We start from the raw sequence: 18,199 nt of genomic DNA, 5'->3' as shown, positions 1-18,199 counted from the left end.
ACGGTCGCCAGTCACTGCGCGGATATAGCGTTCAGCCTGCATGCGTGAGAAAGCATTCTCTGGTCAGCAATGGGGCTGAAAAGGCGATAAAAAACCCTGCCGCAGGGGCATAATGCCAGTCAGTTAAGCGACAGGTGATAACGCAGACTGGGGCCGGGGAGGGGCTGGCGGTCCTCGCGCCGCTGCGCGGTTCCTTCACTTCATTCGCCTGCCTGACGGACCGCCGGGGATGGCACATCCTGTGCCGCCCCGCCTTTTGCCCGCGTCCTGCGGGCTCTCCTGGCAGACTCATTCTGTTCAGCGCTGCGGATTGCCTGCCCCTGCCCGGCACCAGCCTGCTCGGAAACTTCAGTGTGTATTGTTAAAAAAGGGCACGAGAGTGGAGGCCTGAGCGCCTCTGCTGCTGAAAGGGCTATCCGCAGCGCTGAGGCGTGACGCCGGGCCAGAAGTCCACGCCGGGAAGCGTGGACAGTTCGGGGCCGGCCAGGGAGGGCCCCGAACGGTTCGTCGGCACGACGTCAAAGCCGAAGGTACCGCGTGAGCGGCGCGAGGACGGCCCGGCAGCAGCAGAGGTGCGCTGGCCCGCACTGCGGCTTGCTCGGCCAGAAAAAAGGCTGCCACGTCTGACCGTGACAGCCTTTACAAATCTAACCTTAACTGACCAGCATTACGCCGCAGGGGCAGGGTTTCATTAGCAGTCGCTGACCTTACAGTCCAGCGGCTTCACGCAGCAGAGCCGCTTTGTCGGTTTTTTCCCATGGGAAATGTTCGCGACCAAAGTGACCGTAAGCCGCGGTCTCTTTATAGATTGGGTGCAGCAGATCCAGCATCTGAATCAGACCGTATGGACGCAGGTCGAAGAACTCGCGTACCAGCAGCGTCAGCTGTTCGGTAGAGATTTTCTCAGTGCCGAAGGTTTCCACCATGATGGAGGTCGGTTCAGCCACGCCGATAGCGTAGGAAACCTGGATTTCACAACGATCAGCCAGACCGGCCGCCACGATGTTTTTCGCCACGTAACGCGCTGCATAGGCTGCAGAGCGGTCAACTTTTGACGGATCTTTACCCGAGAACGCACCGCCACCGTGACGCGCCATGCCGCCGTAGGTATCTACGATGATTTTACGACCGGTCAGACCGCAATCGCCCATCGGGCCGCCAATCACAAAGCGACCGGTTGGGTTGATGTGATATTTGGTTGAGGCGCTCAGCCATTCTGCTGGCAGAACCGGCTTGATGATCTCTTCCATCACCGCTTCCTGCAGATCTTTCTGGCTGATGGATTCCGCGTGCTGAGTAGAGAGCACGACGGCATCAATGCCGACGATTTTGCCATCGTCATACTGGAAAGTGACCTGGCTCTTGGCATCCGGACGCAGCCACGGCAGGGTGCCGTTTTTACGCACTTCAGCCTGACGCTGCACCAGACGGTGCGCATAGGTCACCGGCGCAGGCATCAGCACGTCTGTTTCGTTAGTGGCATAGCCGAACATCAGGCCCTGATCGCCCGCGCCCTGTTCCAGCGGATCGGTACGGTCAACGCCCTGATTGATATCCTGAGACTGTTTACCAATCGCGCTTAATACCGCGCAGGAGTTGGCATCAAAGCCCATATCGGAATGAACATAGCCGATTTCACGTACGGTCTTGCGGGTGATCTCTTCGATATCGACCCAGGCGCTGGTGGTGATTTCACCGCCAACCAGCACCATACCGGTTTTAACGTAAGTTTCGCAGGCCACGCGCGCTTTCGGATCCTGTTCAAGGATCGCATCCAGCACAGCATCGGAGATCTGGTCGGCGATTTTATCGGGATGTCCTTCTGATACGGACTCGGACGTAAAAAGGTGTTTAGCCATTCTGTTCTTTACCTTAAATATGGTTTGAGTACGACTGCATAGCGCCAGTGAGGTTGTCTGACCTGACGCCCCTTCAGGCAAAGCCGCGAGCAGTGAGGTTGTGTCAGCACAGCGGGCCAACACCGCCTGGATAGTAACCTGTTTAGATGGAAAACCATCTGGACGGCTATTTTAGGATAGAGGGGAAACCAATTACCAGCCCTTTTTCTGTTTCAGCATTTTACCTGTTATCGTTATCGACATAATTTGCTGACACTTCACGCAATTCCCGGATAATCTTTTTGCATTTTAGGGCCGTAAACGGTATAAAACGCCGCTGCTTCGAGAGCAGCAGCAAGAATGACGCCACTCTCTGCGTCGCGCCTGTCGGACTCTGATCTGGCTTTCACCCAGGTTGTTTTCCATGTGCCCCTGGCATATGCGGAGGTGATACAAGTAATGAACCACGCTTTTTCTCTTTCCGATTCTCTGCGCTGCGGCGTGGCGCTGGCTCTCTCCTGCTTCCCATCTGTTTCTCTTTTCTGCCGACACGACGTCCGATGCGGTAATTTTACCGACACAGGCGCCGGCTAATCTTTATCTCTGCTCGATCGGTTTTGTCTCTTCTCTGCGTCTGCGCAGCGGAACGACGCAGATTATCCATGGTCAATAGTGATCGGTTAAATGTTCTCTGTTTCAACGGAGATGGCCAGGGTGTTTTACACTTAACTCTCATGCGTGAATCGCGCTGACGGCAATGTCAGGTGAACAGGACAGTGCATTTAATGTGGCAACAGGTTTTCAGATTAGCGGCCATAAAGCCGGTTAACAGTTCTATCTTTCAACGGAAAATTGAGGTTCGCGATGTCTGACGACATGAAGAATATCAAAGGTTCGTCAGCTGGCGAACAGGGTACACTCCGCTCCATGCAGGAGGTTGCAATGAACGATCAGGATGCGAGCAAAATGTTGCGTACGTACAACATCGCCTGGTGGGGCAACAACTATTACGACGTTAACGAACTGGGCCACATCAGTGTCTGCCCCGATCCGGACCGTCCGGATGTGCGCGTCGATTTAGCCCGACTGGTGAAAGAGCGCGAAGCACAGGGCCAGCGTCTGCCCGCCTTGTTCTGCTTCCCGCAGATCCTGCAGCATCGTCTGCGTTCGATTAACGCCGCCTTTAAGCGTGCGCGTGAATCTTACGGTTACAAAGGCGACTACTTCCTGGTTTACCCGATCAAAGTTAACCAGCACAAACGCGTCATCGAATCGCTGATCCACTCTGGGGAACCGCTGGGACTGGAAGCAGGTTCCAAAGCAGAGCTGATGGCGGTGCTGGCGCACGCCGGACAGACCCGTTCAGTGATCGTCTGTAACGGCTATAAAGACCGCGAATATATTCGTCTGGCGCTGATCGGCGAGAAGATGGGCCACAAGGTCTATCTGGTGCTGGAGAAGATGACAGAAGTGCGACTGGTACTGGAAGAAGCGGAGCGTCTGAATGTGGTGCCGCGTCTCGGTATCCGTGCGCGTCTGGCTTCTCAGGGCTCCGGTAAATGGCAGTCGAGCGGCGGCGAAAAGTCGAAGTTTGGCCTGTCCGCGACCCAGGTGCTGAAACTGGTTGAGATCATGCGTGAAGCAGGTCGCATCGACAGCCTGCAGCTGCTGCACTTCCATCTGGGTTCGCAGATGTCCAACATCCGCGATATCGCCACCGGTGTGCGTGAGTCGGCGCGCTTCTACGTCGAACTGGCGAAGCTGGGCGTTAACATCAAATGTTTCGACGTCGGCGGCGGTCTGGGCGTCGATTACGAAGGCACACGCTCGCAGTCTGACTGCTCGGTTAACTATGGCCTGAATGAGTACGCTAACAATGTGATCTGGGCGATTGGCTCTGCCTGTGATGAGCACGGTCTGGACCATCCGACGGTGATCACTGAGTCCGGTCGTGCCGTGACCGCGCACCACACGGTGCTGGTCTCCAACATCATCGGTGTGGAGCGTAACGAGTTCAGCGAACCCGAAACGCCGGATGTGGATGCGCCGCGCCCGATCCTCAGCATGTGGGAAACCTGGCAGGAGATGCACGAGCCGGACACCCGTCGTTCGCTACGTGAATGGCTGCACGACAGCCAGATGGATCTGTCTGATATCCATACCGGCTACGCGTCTGGCACTTACGATCTCAAGCAGCGTTCATGGGCTGAGCAGCTCTATCTGAGCATCTGCCACTACATTCAGCAGCATCTTGATCCCAGCAACCGTGCGCACCGTCCGATTATCGACGAACTGCAGGAGCGGATGGCGGATAAGATCTACGTTAACTTCTCGCTGTTCCAGTCTATGCCGGATGCGTGGGGTATCGATCAGCTGTTCCCGGTTCTGCCGCTGGAAGGGCTGAACAAGAAGCCGGAGCGTCGTGCCGTGCTGCTCGACATCACCTGTGACTCTGATGGCACCATCGATCACTACGTGGATGGCGACGGTATCGCGACCACCATGCCAATGCCGCAATATGACGTTGATAACCCGCCGATGTTAGGTTTCTTTATGGTCGGGGCGTATCAGGAGATCCTGGGCAACATGCACAACCTGTTCGGTGACACCGAAGCGGTGGATGTCTACGCACGCGAAAATGGCGAAGTCGAAGTGCAGCTTTCGGATGAAGGTGACACCGTGGCTGACATGCTGCGTTATGTGCAGCTTGATCCTAACGAGCTGATGGCGCTGTTCCGCAATCAGGTGCAGGCGTCCGATCTCGACGATGAGCTGCGCGCGCAGTTCCTGGAAGAGTTTGAGAGCGGCCTCTACGGATATACCTATTTAGAAGATGAGTAATCGGCCCTGGCAGCCCGCAATCGCATATTGCAGTTGCCGTTAACTATGTCGATAATCTGAACCACTCAATCCCTTCCTCGTCGGGCCTAACGACGCGGAGGGGATTTTTTTCATCTCAACCTTAATGGCTTGCGGGCCTGGCCCGACTTACGCACATAGAGAGAGCAATTATGTATAACACGCTTGGCAATCAGTACGACAACTCCCTGGTTTCTAACGCCTTTGGCTTCATGCGTTTTCCGCTGAATTTCCAGCCTTACGACAGCGACGCCGAGTGGGTTATCACCGGCGTGCCGTTTGATGCCGCCACTTCCGGTCGTCCGGGCAGCCGCCTGGGGCCGGGCGCAATCCGTCAGATCTCCACCAATCTGGCCTGGGAAGGCTGCCGCTGGCCGTGGGATTTTGACCTGCGTCAGCGCCTGAACGTCGTCGACTGTGGCGATCTGGTTTACGCCTTCGGCGACTCGCAGGATCTCTCTGACAAGTTACAGGCCCATGCTGAAAAACTGCTGGCCAATGGCAAGCGCATGATGACCTTTGGCGGTGACCACTACGTTACGCTGCCTCTGCTGCGCGCCCATGCAAAACATTTCGGTAAGATGGCGCTGGTGCATTTTGATGCCCATACCGATACCTACTCCAACGGCCCGACTTTTGACCACGGCACCATGTTCTTTACCGCGCCGAAAGAGGGTCTGATCGATCCACAGCACTCCGTGCAGATCGGTATCCGTACCGAGTTCGACAGGAGCCTGGGCTTCAACGTGCTGGATGCGGCGCAGGTTAATGACCGCAGCGTTGACGATATCCTCGCCGAAGTAAAACGTACCGTCGGCGATCTGCCGGTTTACCTGACCTTCGACATTGACTGTCTGGATCCGGCCCATGCGCCTGGCACCGGCACCCCGGTCATTGGCGGCCTGACCACCGATAAAGCGACCAAGCTGATCCGTGGCCTGCAGGGCATGAACATTGTCGGCATGGATCTGGTGGAAGTGGCACCCGGTTACGATCACGCCGATCTGACAGCACTGGCGGCGGCGACGCTGGCACTGGATATGCTGCATGTTCAGGCCGTGAACAAAGGCTAATTCCGTCCTGAGCCTGCCGGGTCAACCCGGCAGGCTTTGCGCCGCCACCTGAAGCGGCGCAGTGCCAGTAACGGTCACCATCCGCTTTTTCCCCTCCGGATTTTCTCCCCTTGTGATAGCGCACGCGCCTCAGGCGTAACCACGCATCAGCAACTAAACTGACTGATATCAATTCTCAACGTGGAGGCAATTATGGGCTTTCTGGATGAACTGGCGGGAGCGCTGCAGGGCAACCAAAGCGACGGGCATCTGCCTGGGCAACTGCAGGCGGTCTGGCACTGGGTACAGGAGCAAGGCGGCATCGAAGTGCTGCTGCAAAAATTCCAGCAGGGCGGGCTGGGTGAGGTGTTTGGTTCGTGGATCGGCACCGGGAAGAATCAGCCGGTAGAACACAGCGACATACACTCGGCGTTTGGCGAGGCGGAACTGCAGTCACTGGCGGATAAGCTGGGAACCGACGTGAAAGGCGCAGCGGGCACGCTGGCAGTGATTCTGCCGCAGTTGATCGACAAGATGTCACCCCAGGGGCATATGGATGAAGCATCGCTGCACGAGAACAAACTCGATTTAGGTTCGATGGTAGATCAGATATTTAAACGTTAGGCCACGGATACTGACCTGACACGCTCTGCAGGCGCATGCACAATGCACGCGCCTGCCGTCCGTATTACTTCGCGTCAGCAGCAATGCGCTCACGGATGTGCTCGGCGCGTGCTTCAGAAGCCGGGTGCGAGTCAAACATTGAGCTCTGACGTCCCTGTTCCAGTTTCGCCAGTTTCTCGAAGCTGGTGACCAGGCCTTCCGGATTGATGTTGCGCTTCTTCATCAGATCGTAGGAGTAGTCATCCGCCTGTGATTCCTGTGTCTGGGAGAACTGCGCATTGACCAGCTTTTCCCCCATCTCACCCAGTTGCGACTGCGACAGTGAACCGATCACGCCGCCCACTGAGGCTGCTGCCGTGCGGGCTGCGGTCGTGGCATACGCCAGTTGCATCGCCTTGCGCGTATGACCTAACGCCACGTGCCCCATCTCATGACCCAGCACGCCTTCCACTTCATTGTCAGTCATCATATCCATCAGGCCGCTGTAAACGCGGATACAGCCGTTTGCCATCGCCCAGGCGTTGACATCTTTGGTCTGATAAACCTTATAGTTAGCCGGAACGCCGTTGATGTTATCGCCCAGCGCGGCCGCAATCTTGTTCAGACGCTGCTGATACTCGCTGCCTGCAGGCGCAACCTGATTATCCTTGTCCATCTGCTCACAGGATTTATCGCTCAGCTGCTTAACCTGATCGTCGCTCAGGGTGTACGCCTGAAATGCCTGCGCGCCCGACTGCATCAGTCCATTATTGTCTAAACCCTGACAGCCGCTGAGCAGCGTTGCCAGCCCAAGCGCTAACACCGTTTTCTGGATTTTCATGCTCTATCCCATTCATAACAAGGTAAGAAAAACAAACACCTGAAACTCAGTCAGGTGAATAAACGATTTGGTTATAGCGTGCCAGTCTGCACTTTGCTAGCAGAGTTGGCCGGAAAAGCCATACGAAGCGGTTACATTTAGCGTTTTACAGCATGTACTTTTGCCCCGATTTTCATGTACATTGATGGGCAACTTTTTCCTTGTTTTGCCCACTAACTCATTAATAACAATAAGTTAAGGCGCGAAGCATTAATCCGACCTGGAGTAGAAAATGCCCTCTCGTAAAGAGCTTGCCAACGCCATTCGTGCGTTAAGTATGGATGCAGTACAGAAAGCGAAATCGGGACATCCGGGTGCCCCAATGGGCATGGCGGACATCGCTGAAGTACTCTGGCGCGGCTACCTGAACCACAACCCAACCAACCCGCTGTGGGCCGACCGCGACCGTTTCGTGCTCTCTAATGGTCACGGCTCCATGCTGATCTACAGCCTGCTGCACCTGACCGGCTACGATCTGCCACTGAGCGAGCTGGAAAACTTCCGCCAGCTGCACTCAAAAACTCCAGGTCACCCTGAATATGGCTACACCGTGGGCGTTGAAACCACCACCGGTCCGCTGGGGCAGGGCATCGCGAACGCAGTCGGCTTCGCCATTGCGGAACGCACGCTGGCCGCACAGTTCAACCGTCCGGGTCATGACATCGTAGACCACAACACCTATGTCTTCATGGGTGATGGCTGCATGATGGAAGGTATTTCGCACGAAGTCTGCTCACTGGCGGGTACGCTGAAGCTGGGCAAACTGGTTGCGTTCTATGATGACAACGGCATCTCTATCGACGGTCACATTGATGGCTGGTTTACCGATGACACCGCGAAGCGCTTTGAAGCGTACGGCTGGCACGTGGTGCGCGGCGTTGATGGTCACGATGCGGACGCGATTGCTAAAGCGATCGACGAAGCGAAAAGCGTCAGCGACAAGCCTTCACTGCTGATGTGCAAAACCGTTATCGGCTTTGGTTCACCGAACAAAGCGGGTACTCATGATTCACACGGCGCACCGCTGGGTGATGATGAAGTGGCACTGACCCGCAAACAGCTGGGCTGGAACCACGCGCCATTCGTTATTCCTTCTGACATCTATGCAGAGTGGGACGCGAAAGAAGCGGGCCAGGCAAAAGAGTCTGCATGGGATGAGAAATTCGCTGCGTATGCGCAGGCACATCCTGAACTGGCTGCCGAGTTCAAACGTCGCGTTAGCAACGAACTGCCCGCTAACTGGCAGGAAGAGTCGCAGAAGTTCGTTGAGCAGCTGCAGGCGAACCCGGCCAAGATCGCCAGCCGTAAAGCCTCACAGAACGCTATCGAAGCTTTCGGTAAAATTCTGCCGGAATACCTGGGCGGCTCAGCCGATCTGGCACCGAGCAACCTGACTATCTGGTCTGGCTCTAAGCCAATCAACGAAGATGCGGCGGGTAACTACATCCATTACGGCGTGCGCGAGTTCGGTATGACCGCTATCGCTAATGGCCTGGCGCTGCATGGCGGCTTCCTGCCGTACACCGCCACCTTCCTGATGTTCGTTGAATATGCGCGTAATGCAGCGCGTATGGCGGCACTGATGAAGCTCCGTCAGATCATGGTCTACACCCACGATTCTATCGGTCTGGGCGAAGATGGTCCGACGCACCAGCCGGTTGAGCAGATGGCGAGCCTGCGTACCACACCAAACATGAGCCTGTGGCGTCCATGTGATCAGGTTGAATCTGCCGTGGCGTGGAAATATGCCATCGAACGTCAGGATGGCCCGACAGCACTGATCTTCTCTCGTCAGAACCTGGCGCAGCAGGAACGTGACGCTGCACAGCTGGCTAACGTGGCACGTGGCGGTTATGTACTGAAAGATTGCGACGGCACCCCTGAGCTGATCCTGATCGCTACCGGTTCAGAAGTTGAGCTGGCTGTCGGTGCATGGGACAAACTCACCAGCGAAGGCCGTAAAGTGCGCGTGGTCTCTATGCCGTCAACGGATGCTTTCGACAAGCAGAGCGATGAGTACCGCGAATCCGTACTGCCGAAAGCGGTCAGCGCGCGCGTCGCTATCGAAGCGGGCATCGCGGATTACTGGTTCAAATACACCGGTCTGAACGGCGCGATCGTGGGTATGACCAGCTTTGGCGAATCTGCACCTGCGGATCAGCTGTTTGAACTGTTTGGCTTCACCGTCGACAACGTGGTCGCGAAAGCGAAGGCGCTGCTGGCGTAAAAACCGGCCAGGCGGGTCTGTTCCCGTCTGGCAGTGAAACAAGAGGGGCGAAATTTTCGTCCTTCTATTTATTATTCCTCCAGTAATAACTGACTATGGCCCGAATTTGTGACAGAGATCCAAATTTAAGCAGTCAGATTGATCACAGTCATTCCTGTTATTCCTTCCATCTATTATTGTGGCTGAACCGTTTCAGTCGCTGTGCACACCGCCCTGATTTCGGACAATGCCGGGTAAGAATCTCCTGTACAAAATGCAGTGAAACGCTCAGGCTAACGGCACGTTTTTTTCAGTCTGACGTGGCAGGAGAGAAATGACGGTACGGGTAGCGATAAATGGTTTTGGCCGGATTGGACGCAACGTCCTGCGCGCGCTCTATGAAACGGGCCGGCGTGCAGAGATCACTGTGGTCGCCATTAACGAGCTGGCAGAAGCCACCGGTATGGCACACCTGCTGAAATACGATACCAGCCATGGCCGTTTTGCTTTCGACGTCCGTCAGGAGCGCGATGTGATGTGGGTAGGGGGTGATACCCTGCGTATCCTGCACCGTGCAGACATTGCCGATTTGCCCTGGCGTGAACTCGACGTGGATGTGGTGCTGGACTGTACCGGCGTCTATGGCTCGCGGGCTGATGGCGAAGCGCATCTGCAGGCTGGCGCTAAAAAAGTGCTGTTCTCTCATCCCGGCGGCAACGATCTCGACGCCACGGTGGTGTATGGCGTTAACCAGCAGGCACTGACCGCCAGTGACCGCATCGTCTCCAACGCCTCCTGTACGACGAACTGCATTATTCCGGTGATTAAGCTGCTGGATGATGCGTTTGGAATTGAGTCCGGCACCGTCACTACGATCCACTCGGCGATGCACGATCAGCAGGTGATCGACGCTTATCACAGCGATCTGCGCCGCACACGCGCAGCCAGTCAGTCGATCATCCCGGTAGATACGCGTCTGGCGGCTGGCATTACCCGTATTTTTCCGAAATTCAACGATCGCTTTGAGGCGATAGCCGTTCGCGTCCCGACGATTAACGTGACGGCCATTGATCTCAGCGTTTCTGTGCATAACGCGGTGACAGCGTGTGATGTTAACACCCTGTTGCGGAGCGCGGCAGAAGGGGCATTTCGTGGTATAGTTGACTATACGGAATTACCGTTAGTCTCAGTAGATTTTAACCATGATCCGCACAGTGCCATTGTGGATGGAACACAAACGCGGGTCAGCGGTCAACACCTTATCAAGACCCTGGTCTGGTGTGACAACGAATGGGGCTTTGCTAACCGAATGCTCGACACGACGTTAGCGATGGCCGCAAGCGGTTTCAGGTAAGACGCGGTTTGCGTCTGGCAAAACTTATGAGAATCAACGAGAGGGTTCACCATGTCTGTAATTAAGATGACCGATCTGGATCTGGCTGGCAAACGCGTTCTGATCCGTGCCGATCTGAACGTACCAGTTAAAGAAGGTAAAGTGACGTCTGATGCACGTATCCGTGCTTCTCTGCCAACCATTGAAGCGGCGTTGAAACAGGGCGCGAAAGTAATGGTTACCTCCCACCTGGGTCGTCCGACCGAAGGTGAGTATAACGAAGAGTTCTCACTGCTGCCGGTAGTTAACTACCTGAAAGAGAAGCTGAGCGGCACCAATGTGACCCTGGCAAAAGATTACCTCGATGGCGTTGAAGTCGGCGCTGGCGAACTGGTGGTGCTGGAAAACGTTCGCTTCAACAAAGGCGAAAAGAAAGACGACGAAGCGCTGTCTAAAAAATATGCTGCGCTGTGCGACGTATTTGTGATGGACGCCTTTGGTACTGCGCACCGTGCGCAGGCGTCTACCCACGGCGTCGGCAAATTTGCTCCTATCGCCTGTGCCGGTCCGCTGCTTTCTGCAGAACTGGAAGCGCTGGGTAAAGTTATGAGCAATCCGGAACGTCCGCTGGTGGCTGTTGTTGGCGGTTCTAAAGTCTCTACCAAATTTGACGTGCTGCAGTCTCTGGTCAAAATCGCGGACACCGTGATTGTGGGCGGCGGCATCGCGAACACCTTCGTGGCTATCGACAACAATGTCGGTAAATCACTCTATGAACCAGACTTCGTTGAAGCGGCCAAAGGCCTGCGCGATCAGCACGGTATCCCGGTTCCGACTGACTCACGCGTCGGCACAGAATTCTCTGAAACTGCGCCAGCAACAGTGAAAAAGGTTTCGGAAGTGGCGGATAACGAAGAGATTATGGACTTTGGTGACGAAACCGCACAGGCGATGGCGGCTATCCTGAAAGATGCTAAAACCATCCTGTGGAACGGCCCGGTGGGCGTGTTTGAATTCCCTAACTTCCGTAAAGGCACCGAGATCGTGGCGAACGCCATTGCAGACAGCGATGCCTTCTCTGTTGCTGGCGGTGGCGATACCTTAGCAGCTATCGACCTGTTCGGTATTGAAGACAAAATTTCCTACATCTCTACCGGCGGCGGCGCATTCCTTGAATTCGTTGAAGGCAAAAAACTGCCTGCAGTTGCTATGCTGGAAGAGCGTGCGAAGCAGTAATCCTTTGGGGGCGATGCCTGGCGGCATCGCCTGAAGTCTTGCCCGTCTGGGCGTTTAAATCGATGTTCCCGAGCGGGAACAACGGTCACGAAACAGGACACAATCATGTCTAAAATTTTTGATTTCGTAAAACCCGGCGTTGTCACTGGTGATGACGTACAGAAGATCTTCAAAGTTGCGAAAGAGAACAAATTCGCACTGCCAGCCGTAAACTGCGTCGGCACCGACTCTATCAATGCCGCACTGGAAGCCGCTGCGAAAGTTAAAGCGCCAATCATCATCCAGTTCTCTAACGGCGGTGCTGCATTTATCGCGGGCAAAGGCTTCAAGACTGATAAACCACAGGGCGCGGCCATTTTCGGCGCTATCGCGGGTGCACATCATGTTCACCTGATGGCTGAGCAGTATGGCGTGCCGGTTATCCTGCACACTGACCACTGTGCCAAGAAACTGCTGCCATGGATCGACGGTCTGCTGGACGCGGGTGAAGAGTATTTCCAGAAAAACGGTAAACCACTGTTCTCTTCTCACATGATCGACCTGTCAGAAGAGTCTCTGGAAGAGAACATCGAGATCAGCAGCAAGTACCTGGCGCGCATGGCGAAACTCGACATGACGCTGGAAATCGAACTGGGCTGCACCGGTGGTGAAGAAGATGGCGTGGATAACAGCCACATGGACGCTTCTGCACTCTACACTCAGCCGGAAGATGTGAACTACGCGTACGAAAAACTGCATGCGATCAGCCCGCGCTTCACCATTGCGGCTTCATTCGGTAACGTGCACGGTGTTTACAAACCAGGTAACGTGAAACTGACCCCAACCATTCTGCGTGATTCGCAGAAATATGTTTGTGAAAAACATGGCCTGCCGCACAACGCGCTGGACTTCGTTTTCCACGGCGGTTCAGGTTCTTCAGCTGCAGAAATCGAAGAGTCTATCAGCTACGGCGTGATCAAGATGAACATCGATACCGACACCCAGTGGGCAACCTGGGACGGCATCCTGCAGTACTACAAAAAGAACGAAGGCTATCTGCAGTCTCAGCTGGGTAACCCGGAAGGCGACGACAAGCCAAACAAAAAATACTACGACCCACGCGTCTGGCTGCGTTCTGCCCAGGCCTCTATGGTCGTGCGTCTGGAGCAGGCTTTCAAAGAGCTTAACGCTGTCGACGTGCTGTAACTGACATTCAGTTATCGTACAAAAAAGGCCCGAAAGGGCCTTTTTTTTGACCTTTTTTTGTCAGATTTGTGTCAAAAGCCATGCAGGTTTGGCACACCGCCATTTATTGTTTACCCTTTTGTCAGGGATTGTCAGAGCGGTTCTGACAATGTGTTGTTATTTCCCCGGGAAATTTAATTACAGGATGGTTCCATGCAGGATACGGGTATGTTTGATGAACTCAACAACGCGGGTAACTGGATAGTACGCAATCAGGAGCTGCTGATTAGCTATGCGGTAAACATTGTCGCAGCTATTGCGATTATCTTTGTGGGGATGATGATTGCACGCATCATCTCTAATACCGTTAATCGTCTGCTGCGCGCGCGTCATATTGATACGACCGTTGCTGATTTTCTGTCGGCGCTGGTGCGCTACGGTATTATCGCCTTCACGCTTATCGCGGCACTCGGGCGCATTGGTGTCCAGACAACCTCGGTCATCGCCATCCTTGGTGCAGCCGGTCTGGCTGTCGGTCTGGCATTAAAAGACTCTCTGTCAAACCTTGCTGCGGGCGTACTGCTGGTGATTTTCCGTCACTTCCGTGCCGGTGAGTTCGTTGATCTGGGTGGGATCATGGGTACGGTAATGAACGTGCAGATCTTCTCCACCACGCTTAAGTCAGCTGACGGCAAGCGAGTGGTGGTACCTAACGGTAAAATTCTTGCCGGAAACATCGTTAACTTCTCGCGTGAGCCGGTTCGCCGTAATGAATTTATCATTGGCGTCTCTTACGATGCCGATGTTGATGAGGTTCTGACGCTGCTGCGTGAAGTGGTCGATGCTGACAGCCGTGTATTGCAGGATAAAGGCGTGCAGGTTGGTCTGAATGAGCTGGCCGCTTCTTCCATGAACTTTGTGGTGCGCTGCTGGAGCAACAGCGGCGATCTGCAGGACGTTTACTGGGACCTGCTGAAGAACTTCAAGCGTGCGCTGGATGGCAAAGGAATCGGTATTCCCTATCCGCAGATGGATGTGCATTTGCATCGCGTCAGACAGTCGGACGCAACCACGCCAGAAACTCAGCCGCAGGCGCAGTAATCGGTCAATGGGCGGCGCCCGTCGCCCATTAATTTTGCTAATCGCAGATTAATTCTTTCAATTTCCGCTAATCATCTCCTCTCTTTATACTTCTTCGCATTTGACCATGTGAGGACGTAATTCTGTGATATCTCTCTACTTTCAGGGGCTTGCCCTCGGCGCCGCGCTGATACTGCCGCTGGGGCCGCAAAACGCATTTGTGATGAATCAGGGTGTAAAACGTCAGTACCATCTGATGACGGCGGCACTCTGCTCGCTGAGCGATATTCTGCTGATATGCGGCGGCATCTTTGGCGGCAGCGCCTTGCTGAGCCAGTCTCCGCTGCTGTTGATGGTCATCACCTGGGCGGGCGTGGCTTTTCTGCTGTGGTATGGCTGGGGCGCGTTGCGCAGTGCTTTTCGCGGTGAGGCCGATCTGATGGATGGTGAGCCGTTAAAGCAGAGCAGGGGACGCATCATTGCGACGCTGCTGGCGGTAACCTGGCTCAATCCGCACGTCTACCTCGACACCTTTGTGGTGCTGGGCAGTCTTGGCGGTCAGTTGCCGACTACCACGGCGCGTCAGTGGTTCGCGCTGGGCACCATCAGTGCGTCGATCCTCTGGTTCTTTGGCCTGGCCCTGCTGGCCGCGTGGCTCTCACCGCGCCTGCGTACCGCGAAAGCCCAGCGTATTATTAACCTGCTGGTGGGCGCGGTGATGTGGTTTATCGCCCTGCAGCTGGCGCGCCAGGGCATTGCCGGTTTTTGATCCCGGCTGTGATCCGCGCCGGTAATTGCCGCACCGCAGGCGAACTTTTGCCATAATGACCACTCAAAGCATGGCGCATAACGATGCGCTTTTGGGCTTCGCCGGTTGGAAGCCGTCATAGTGACCTTTTCAAGGAGGACTTTCATGAAACTGAAAGCATTGGCTCTGGCCGCAATCATGAGCGCCGGGGCATTGCCTGGCGTACACGCTGATGAGTTACCGAACGGACCGCACGTGGTGACCTCAGGCAAGGCAACGGTCGATGCCCGTCCCGATATCGCGACGCTCTCAATCGTGGTGAACGTGTCTTCGAAAGATGCTGCAGATGCGAAAAAGCAGGCGGATAGCCGGGTTGCGCAATATTTCGATTTTCTGCAGAAAAACGGCATTGAGAAGAAAGATATCGATGCAGCTAACCTGAGCACACAGCCTGAGTACGATTACACCAAAGAGGGTAAATCGGTACTGAAAGGCTATCGCGCGGTGCGTCAGGTGCAGGTCACCCTGCGTCAGCTGGACAAGCTGAACGATCTGCTGGACGGGGCGCTGAAGTCTGGTCTGAATGAGGTACGCAGCGTTGAGTTAGGCGTGGCAAACCCGGAAAGCTACAAAGAGCAGGCGCGTAAAGCCGCGATTAAAAACGCGACTCAGCAGGCCTCACAGCTGGCTGAAGGCTTCAACGCGAAGCTGGGATCTATCTACAGCATTCGTTATCAGGTTGCCAACTATCAGCCGATGCCAATGAACCGCATGTATAAAGCGGCAGCCGCGGCAGATACGTCGGCGCAGGAAACCTACGATCAGCAGAGCATCAACTTTGACGATCAGGTCGATGTGGTGTTTGAGCTCAAGCCCAACACGCCATAATGCAAAACGGGGCTGATGTCCCGTTTGAGATTGTTGACAAAACCTGGCCCGGTTCGCTGTGAGACGGTGCCTGCACAGGAAACAGGGTCAGATCGGAAAGTCGCTAAGGCCAATCCCTGGCCGCTCGGCCCGCACAATTACGCACCTCATCCCTGAGGTGCGCCCGTGGCCGGGCCAACGCGTTGCGTTGTTCAAAAACGCTCCCGGCGTTTTTGTCCCAGGGCGCGGGACGCTTTCCTCTTCTGACCCTGTTCCCTTCGCGTTTAACTTTTCTGTTGTTGTAAGACTCCTATTTATCCCGATTTGTCAGCAACAAAAACGGGGCTTTCGCCCTGTTTTTGTTTTCAGGCAGCCACGTCATCCTGCCGCAGCACCCGATGTCCATGCGCAATCAGCGCATCGGTCACCCGACGCATTAACCGGCTCTCCGGCGCAAACCGATGCCAGTAGAGCATCCGGCGCTGACACAGACCTGGCGTCAAATCGATTAACTCACCGCTTGCCAGCTCACGCTCAATCTGAAGATGCGGGATCATACAGCAGGTTGAACCCTGCCGCGCCATCTGCACAAAGGCTTCAGAGGAGTTCACGATGTGGCAGGGCACGCTGCCGGGTGAAAGATCAAAGTTCTGCTGCAGGAAGGCCTGATGCATATCATCGAGATGATCAAACGCCACCGCAGGCGCTTTCAGCAGGGCTGAGCGGGTGACGCCGTTAGGGAAAAAACGATCGGCAAAGTCGCGTGACGCGACAAACAGATAGTCGAGTGCACCGAGCTGATCCACCAGACAACTCGGCAGCGGCTGCGGCTGGATACTCACTGCACCCACCACTTCACCCCGACGCAGACGCTCCTGAGTGCGGGTTTCATCTTCGACCTGCAGATTCAGACGGACAGGGGAATCTGCCAGCACATCTTTCAGCGCAGGCAGTAGCCAGGTAGCCAGACTGTCGGCATTGACCGCCAGCGACAGCAGCAGCGGCGTGGTGCCACTGTTCTCATCGCCCAGCCACTCCTCTTCCAGCAGCTCCACCTGATGCAGCAACGCCAGCAATTTCTGACCCTGTTCAGTCGGACGCGGCGGCACGGTGCGCACCAGCAGCGGCTGACCAAACAGGTTCTCCAGCTGCTTGATACGCTGTGAAACCGCCGATTGGGTGATACACAACTTTTGTGCGGCACGCTCAAAGCCGCGTTCGCGGATCACTGAATCCAGCGCCTGAAGCGTTCGATAATCCGGGCGTTTCATTCTTCTTCTCTCTCCTTCAGGGTGGACGTCACTATGCCACAAAAGTGTCACCTGTGATGCTCGCTTGTTTTTTGTGGGCTGGCTTCCAAAGCGTTAAATCCACGTCGGACAGCCGAGCATTTTCAGCAAGCCTTGTTTTATACTACGCGCACTTCGTTGTCGCACAGGTTTTAAACATACCATGACCCAGGATGAACTGAAAAAAGCCGTTGGCTGGGCTGCACTTGACTATGTGCAGCCGGGCACCGTTGTTGGTGTAGGCACCGGATCCACCGCTGCCCACTTTATTGATGCGCTGGCCACGGTCAGGCATCAGATCGAAGGTGCCGTCTCCAGCTCCGACGCCTCTACCCAGAAGCTGAAAAGTCTGGGCATTCAGGTGTTCGATCTGAACGAGATTGACCTGCTGTCGGTTTACGTTGATGGCGCGGATGAGATCAACCCACAGATGCAAATGATCAAAGGCGGCGGCGCAGCGCTGACGCGTGAAAAGATCGTAGCCGCGGTGGCCGAGACCTTTATCTGCATCGCTGACGCCTCAAAAGAGGTCGATGTGCTGGGGCGTTTTCCGCTGCCGGTCGAAGTGATTCCGATGGCGCGCAGTTACGTGGCGCGTCAGCTGGTGAAAATGGGCGGCTTACCTGAGTATCGTCAGAACGTGGTGACCGATAACGGCAACATTATTCTTGATGTGCATAATCTGCGCATTCTCGATCCGATTGAGCTCGAAAAAACCATCAATGCCTTGCCTGGCGTCGTTACCGTTGGCCTTTTTGCCGCGCGCGGTGCCGATATCGCATTGATTGGCGGTCCTGATGGCGTGAAAACCATCAAAAAATGATCTGTCTGGCGCTGTAAAGGCGCCGGTTATTTCTGCCTGCAAATCATCTTTTCTCGCGTCGGTGAAATTTGGTGACTTATGTCACATAACCGTCATCGACAGTAGGTTCGTTCTCTCTTCATCGCTGACCTCATGATTTTGTCCGGCAATGTGCTGCTGTCAGCCGTTGCCGTGCTGGCTGCCGGGCAATCGTTTGTATTGCCGGACGCGATTTTTTTGAT

General features: G+C 55.2%; 14 protein-coding genes. 11 read left to right on the top strand and 3 right to left on the bottom strand.

Annotated elements, in window-relative coordinates:
- Positions 1-707 precede the first annotated feature (707 nt).
- Positions 708-1,859: a methionine adenosyltransferase gene (metK, locus tag AC6I8C_RS15420; protein WP_010248851.1), complete on the bottom strand. Its 1,152-nt coding sequence runs from the start codon at positions 1,857-1,859 to the stop codon at positions 708-710.
- Between the two features lie 843 nt (positions 1,860-2,702).
- On the opposite strand from metK, the gene speA reads away from it, so the two are divergent.
- The 3 genes from speA (at position 2,703) to AC6I8C_RS15405 (ending at position 6,373) form a co-directional block, all read left to right on the top strand.
- Positions 2,703-4,679, top strand: a complete 1,977-nt coding sequence (gene speA, locus AC6I8C_RS15415) for a biosynthetic arginine decarboxylase (protein WP_497822972.1) — start codon at positions 2,703-2,705, stop codon at positions 4,677-4,679.
- Positions 4,680-4,849: 170 nt separating this feature from the next.
- A complete protein-coding gene (gene speB, locus AC6I8C_RS15410) occupies positions 4,850-5,770 on the top strand; it encodes an agmatinase (RefSeq protein ID WP_013358965.1) in 921 nt (306 codons plus the stop codon).
- Positions 5,771-5,962: 192 nt separating this feature from the next.
- Positions 5,963-6,373, top strand: a complete 411-nt coding sequence (locus AC6I8C_RS15405; protein WP_497822971.1) for a YidB family protein — start codon at positions 5,963-5,965, stop codon at positions 6,371-6,373.
- A 64-nt stretch (positions 6,374-6,437) separates the two neighbouring features.
- Here AC6I8C_RS15405 and loiP read toward each other — a convergent pair whose 3' ends face one another.
- Positions 6,438-7,193 (bottom strand): metalloprotease LoiP, encoded by a 756-nt coding sequence (loiP, locus tag AC6I8C_RS15400; RefSeq protein WP_497822970.1) that lies wholly within the window; start codon positions 7,191-7,193, stop codon positions 6,438-6,440.
- A gap of 271 nt (positions 7,194-7,464) precedes the next feature.
- Here loiP and tkt point away from each other — a divergent pair, with 271 nt between their 5' ends.
- The 7 genes from tkt (at position 7,465) to AC6I8C_RS15365 (ending at position 15,887) form a co-directional block, all read left to right on the top strand.
- Positions 7,465-9,459: a transketolase gene (gene tkt / locus AC6I8C_RS15395; protein ID WP_497822969.1), complete on the top strand. Its 1,995-nt coding sequence runs from the start codon at positions 7,465-7,467 to the stop codon at positions 9,457-9,459.
- Positions 9,460-9,772: 313 nt separating this feature from the next.
- Entirely contained in the window at positions 9,773-10,792 is a 1,020-nt protein-coding gene (gene epd, locus AC6I8C_RS15390; protein WP_033733686.1) for an erythrose-4-phosphate dehydrogenase, read from the top strand.
- A gap of 51 nt (positions 10,793-10,843) precedes the next feature.
- Positions 10,844-12,007 (top strand): phosphoglycerate kinase, encoded by a 1,164-nt coding sequence (gene pgk / locus AC6I8C_RS15385; protein ID WP_013358959.1) that lies wholly within the window; start codon positions 10,844-10,846, stop codon positions 12,005-12,007.
- A gap of 105 nt (positions 12,008-12,112) precedes the next feature.
- On the top strand, positions 12,113-13,192 hold the full coding sequence (gene fbaA / locus AC6I8C_RS15380; protein ID WP_013358958.1) for a class II fructose-bisphosphate aldolase: 1,080 nt from the start codon (positions 12,113-12,115) through the stop codon (positions 13,190-13,192).
- Positions 13,193-13,384: 192 nt separating this feature from the next.
- On the top strand, positions 13,385-14,272 hold the full coding sequence (mscS, locus tag AC6I8C_RS15375; protein WP_135907731.1) for a small-conductance mechanosensitive channel MscS: 888 nt from the start codon (positions 13,385-13,387) through the stop codon (positions 14,270-14,272).
- 124 nt (positions 14,273-14,396) lie between these two features.
- Positions 14,397-15,020 carry an arginine exporter ArgO gene (argO, locus tag AC6I8C_RS15370; protein WP_497822968.1) on the top strand — a complete coding sequence of 208 codons (624 nt, stop codon included), beginning with the start codon at positions 14,397-14,399 and terminating at the stop codon, positions 15,018-15,020.
- Positions 15,021-15,164: 144 nt separating this feature from the next.
- Positions 15,165-15,887: an oxidative stress defense protein gene (locus AC6I8C_RS15365; protein ID WP_033784009.1), complete on the top strand. Its 723-nt coding sequence runs from the start codon at positions 15,165-15,167 to the stop codon at positions 15,885-15,887.
- Between the two features lie 344 nt (positions 15,888-16,231).
- On the opposite strand, the gene AC6I8C_RS15360 is transcribed toward AC6I8C_RS15365, so the two are convergent.
- Positions 16,232-17,137 carry a LysR family transcriptional regulator ArgP gene (locus AC6I8C_RS15360; RefSeq protein WP_010248822.1) on the bottom strand — a complete coding sequence of 302 codons (906 nt, stop codon included), beginning with the start codon at positions 17,135-17,137 and terminating at the stop codon, positions 16,232-16,234.
- A gap of 181 nt (positions 17,138-17,318) precedes the next feature.
- On the opposite strand from AC6I8C_RS15360, the gene rpiA reads away from it, so the two are divergent.
- Positions 17,319-17,978 carry a ribose-5-phosphate isomerase RpiA gene (gene rpiA / locus AC6I8C_RS15355; protein ID WP_013358954.1) on the top strand — a complete coding sequence of 220 codons (660 nt, stop codon included), beginning with the start codon at positions 17,319-17,321 and terminating at the stop codon, positions 17,976-17,978.
- The last annotated feature ends 221 nt before the right edge of the window (positions 17,979-18,199 follow it).

The organism is Pantoea sp. X-Soil-YNGN-844 (assembly GCF_059730595.1).
This window is presented reverse-complemented; position numbering and strand designations above follow the sequence as displayed.

Coding starts and splice junctions, on each gene's coding strand:
- rpiA (WP_013358954.1), top strand. CDS start 17,319: ATGACCCAGGATGAACTGAAAAAAGCCGTTGGCTGGGCTGCACTTGAC.
- tkt (WP_497822969.1), top strand. CDS start 7,465: ATGCCCTCTCGTAAAGAGCTTGCCAACGCCATTCGTGCGTTAAGTATG.
- metK (WP_010248851.1), bottom strand. CDS start 1,859: ATGGCTAAACACCTTTTTACGTCCGAGTCCGTATCAGAAGGACATCCC.
- speA (WP_497822972.1), top strand. CDS start 2,703: ATGTCTGACGACATGAAGAATATCAAAGGTTCGTCAGCTGGCGAACAG.
- speB (WP_013358965.1), top strand. CDS start 4,850: ATGTATAACACGCTTGGCAATCAGTACGACAACTCCCTGGTTTCTAAC.
- AC6I8C_RS15360 (WP_010248822.1), bottom strand. CDS start 17,137: ATGAAACGCCCGGATTATCGAACGCTTCAGGCGCTGGATTCAGTGATC.
- AC6I8C_RS15405 (WP_497822971.1), top strand. CDS start 5,963: ATGGGCTTTCTGGATGAACTGGCGGGAGCGCTGCAGGGCAACCAAAGC.
- AC6I8C_RS15365 (WP_033784009.1), top strand. CDS start 15,165: ATGAAACTGAAAGCATTGGCTCTGGCCGCAATCATGAGCGCCGGGGCA.
- epd (WP_033733686.1), top strand. CDS start 9,773: ATGACGGTACGGGTAGCGATAAATGGTTTTGGCCGGATTGGACGCAAC.
- loiP (WP_497822970.1), bottom strand. CDS start 7,193: ATGAAAATCCAGAAAACGGTGTTAGCGCTTGGGCTGGCAACGCTGCTC.
- fbaA (WP_013358958.1), top strand. CDS start 12,113: ATGTCTAAAATTTTTGATTTCGTAAAACCCGGCGTTGTCACTGGTGAT.
- pgk (WP_013358959.1), top strand. CDS start 10,844: ATGTCTGTAATTAAGATGACCGATCTGGATCTGGCTGGCAAACGCGTT.
- mscS (WP_135907731.1), top strand. CDS start 13,385: ATGCAGGATACGGGTATGTTTGATGAACTCAACAACGCGGGTAACTGG.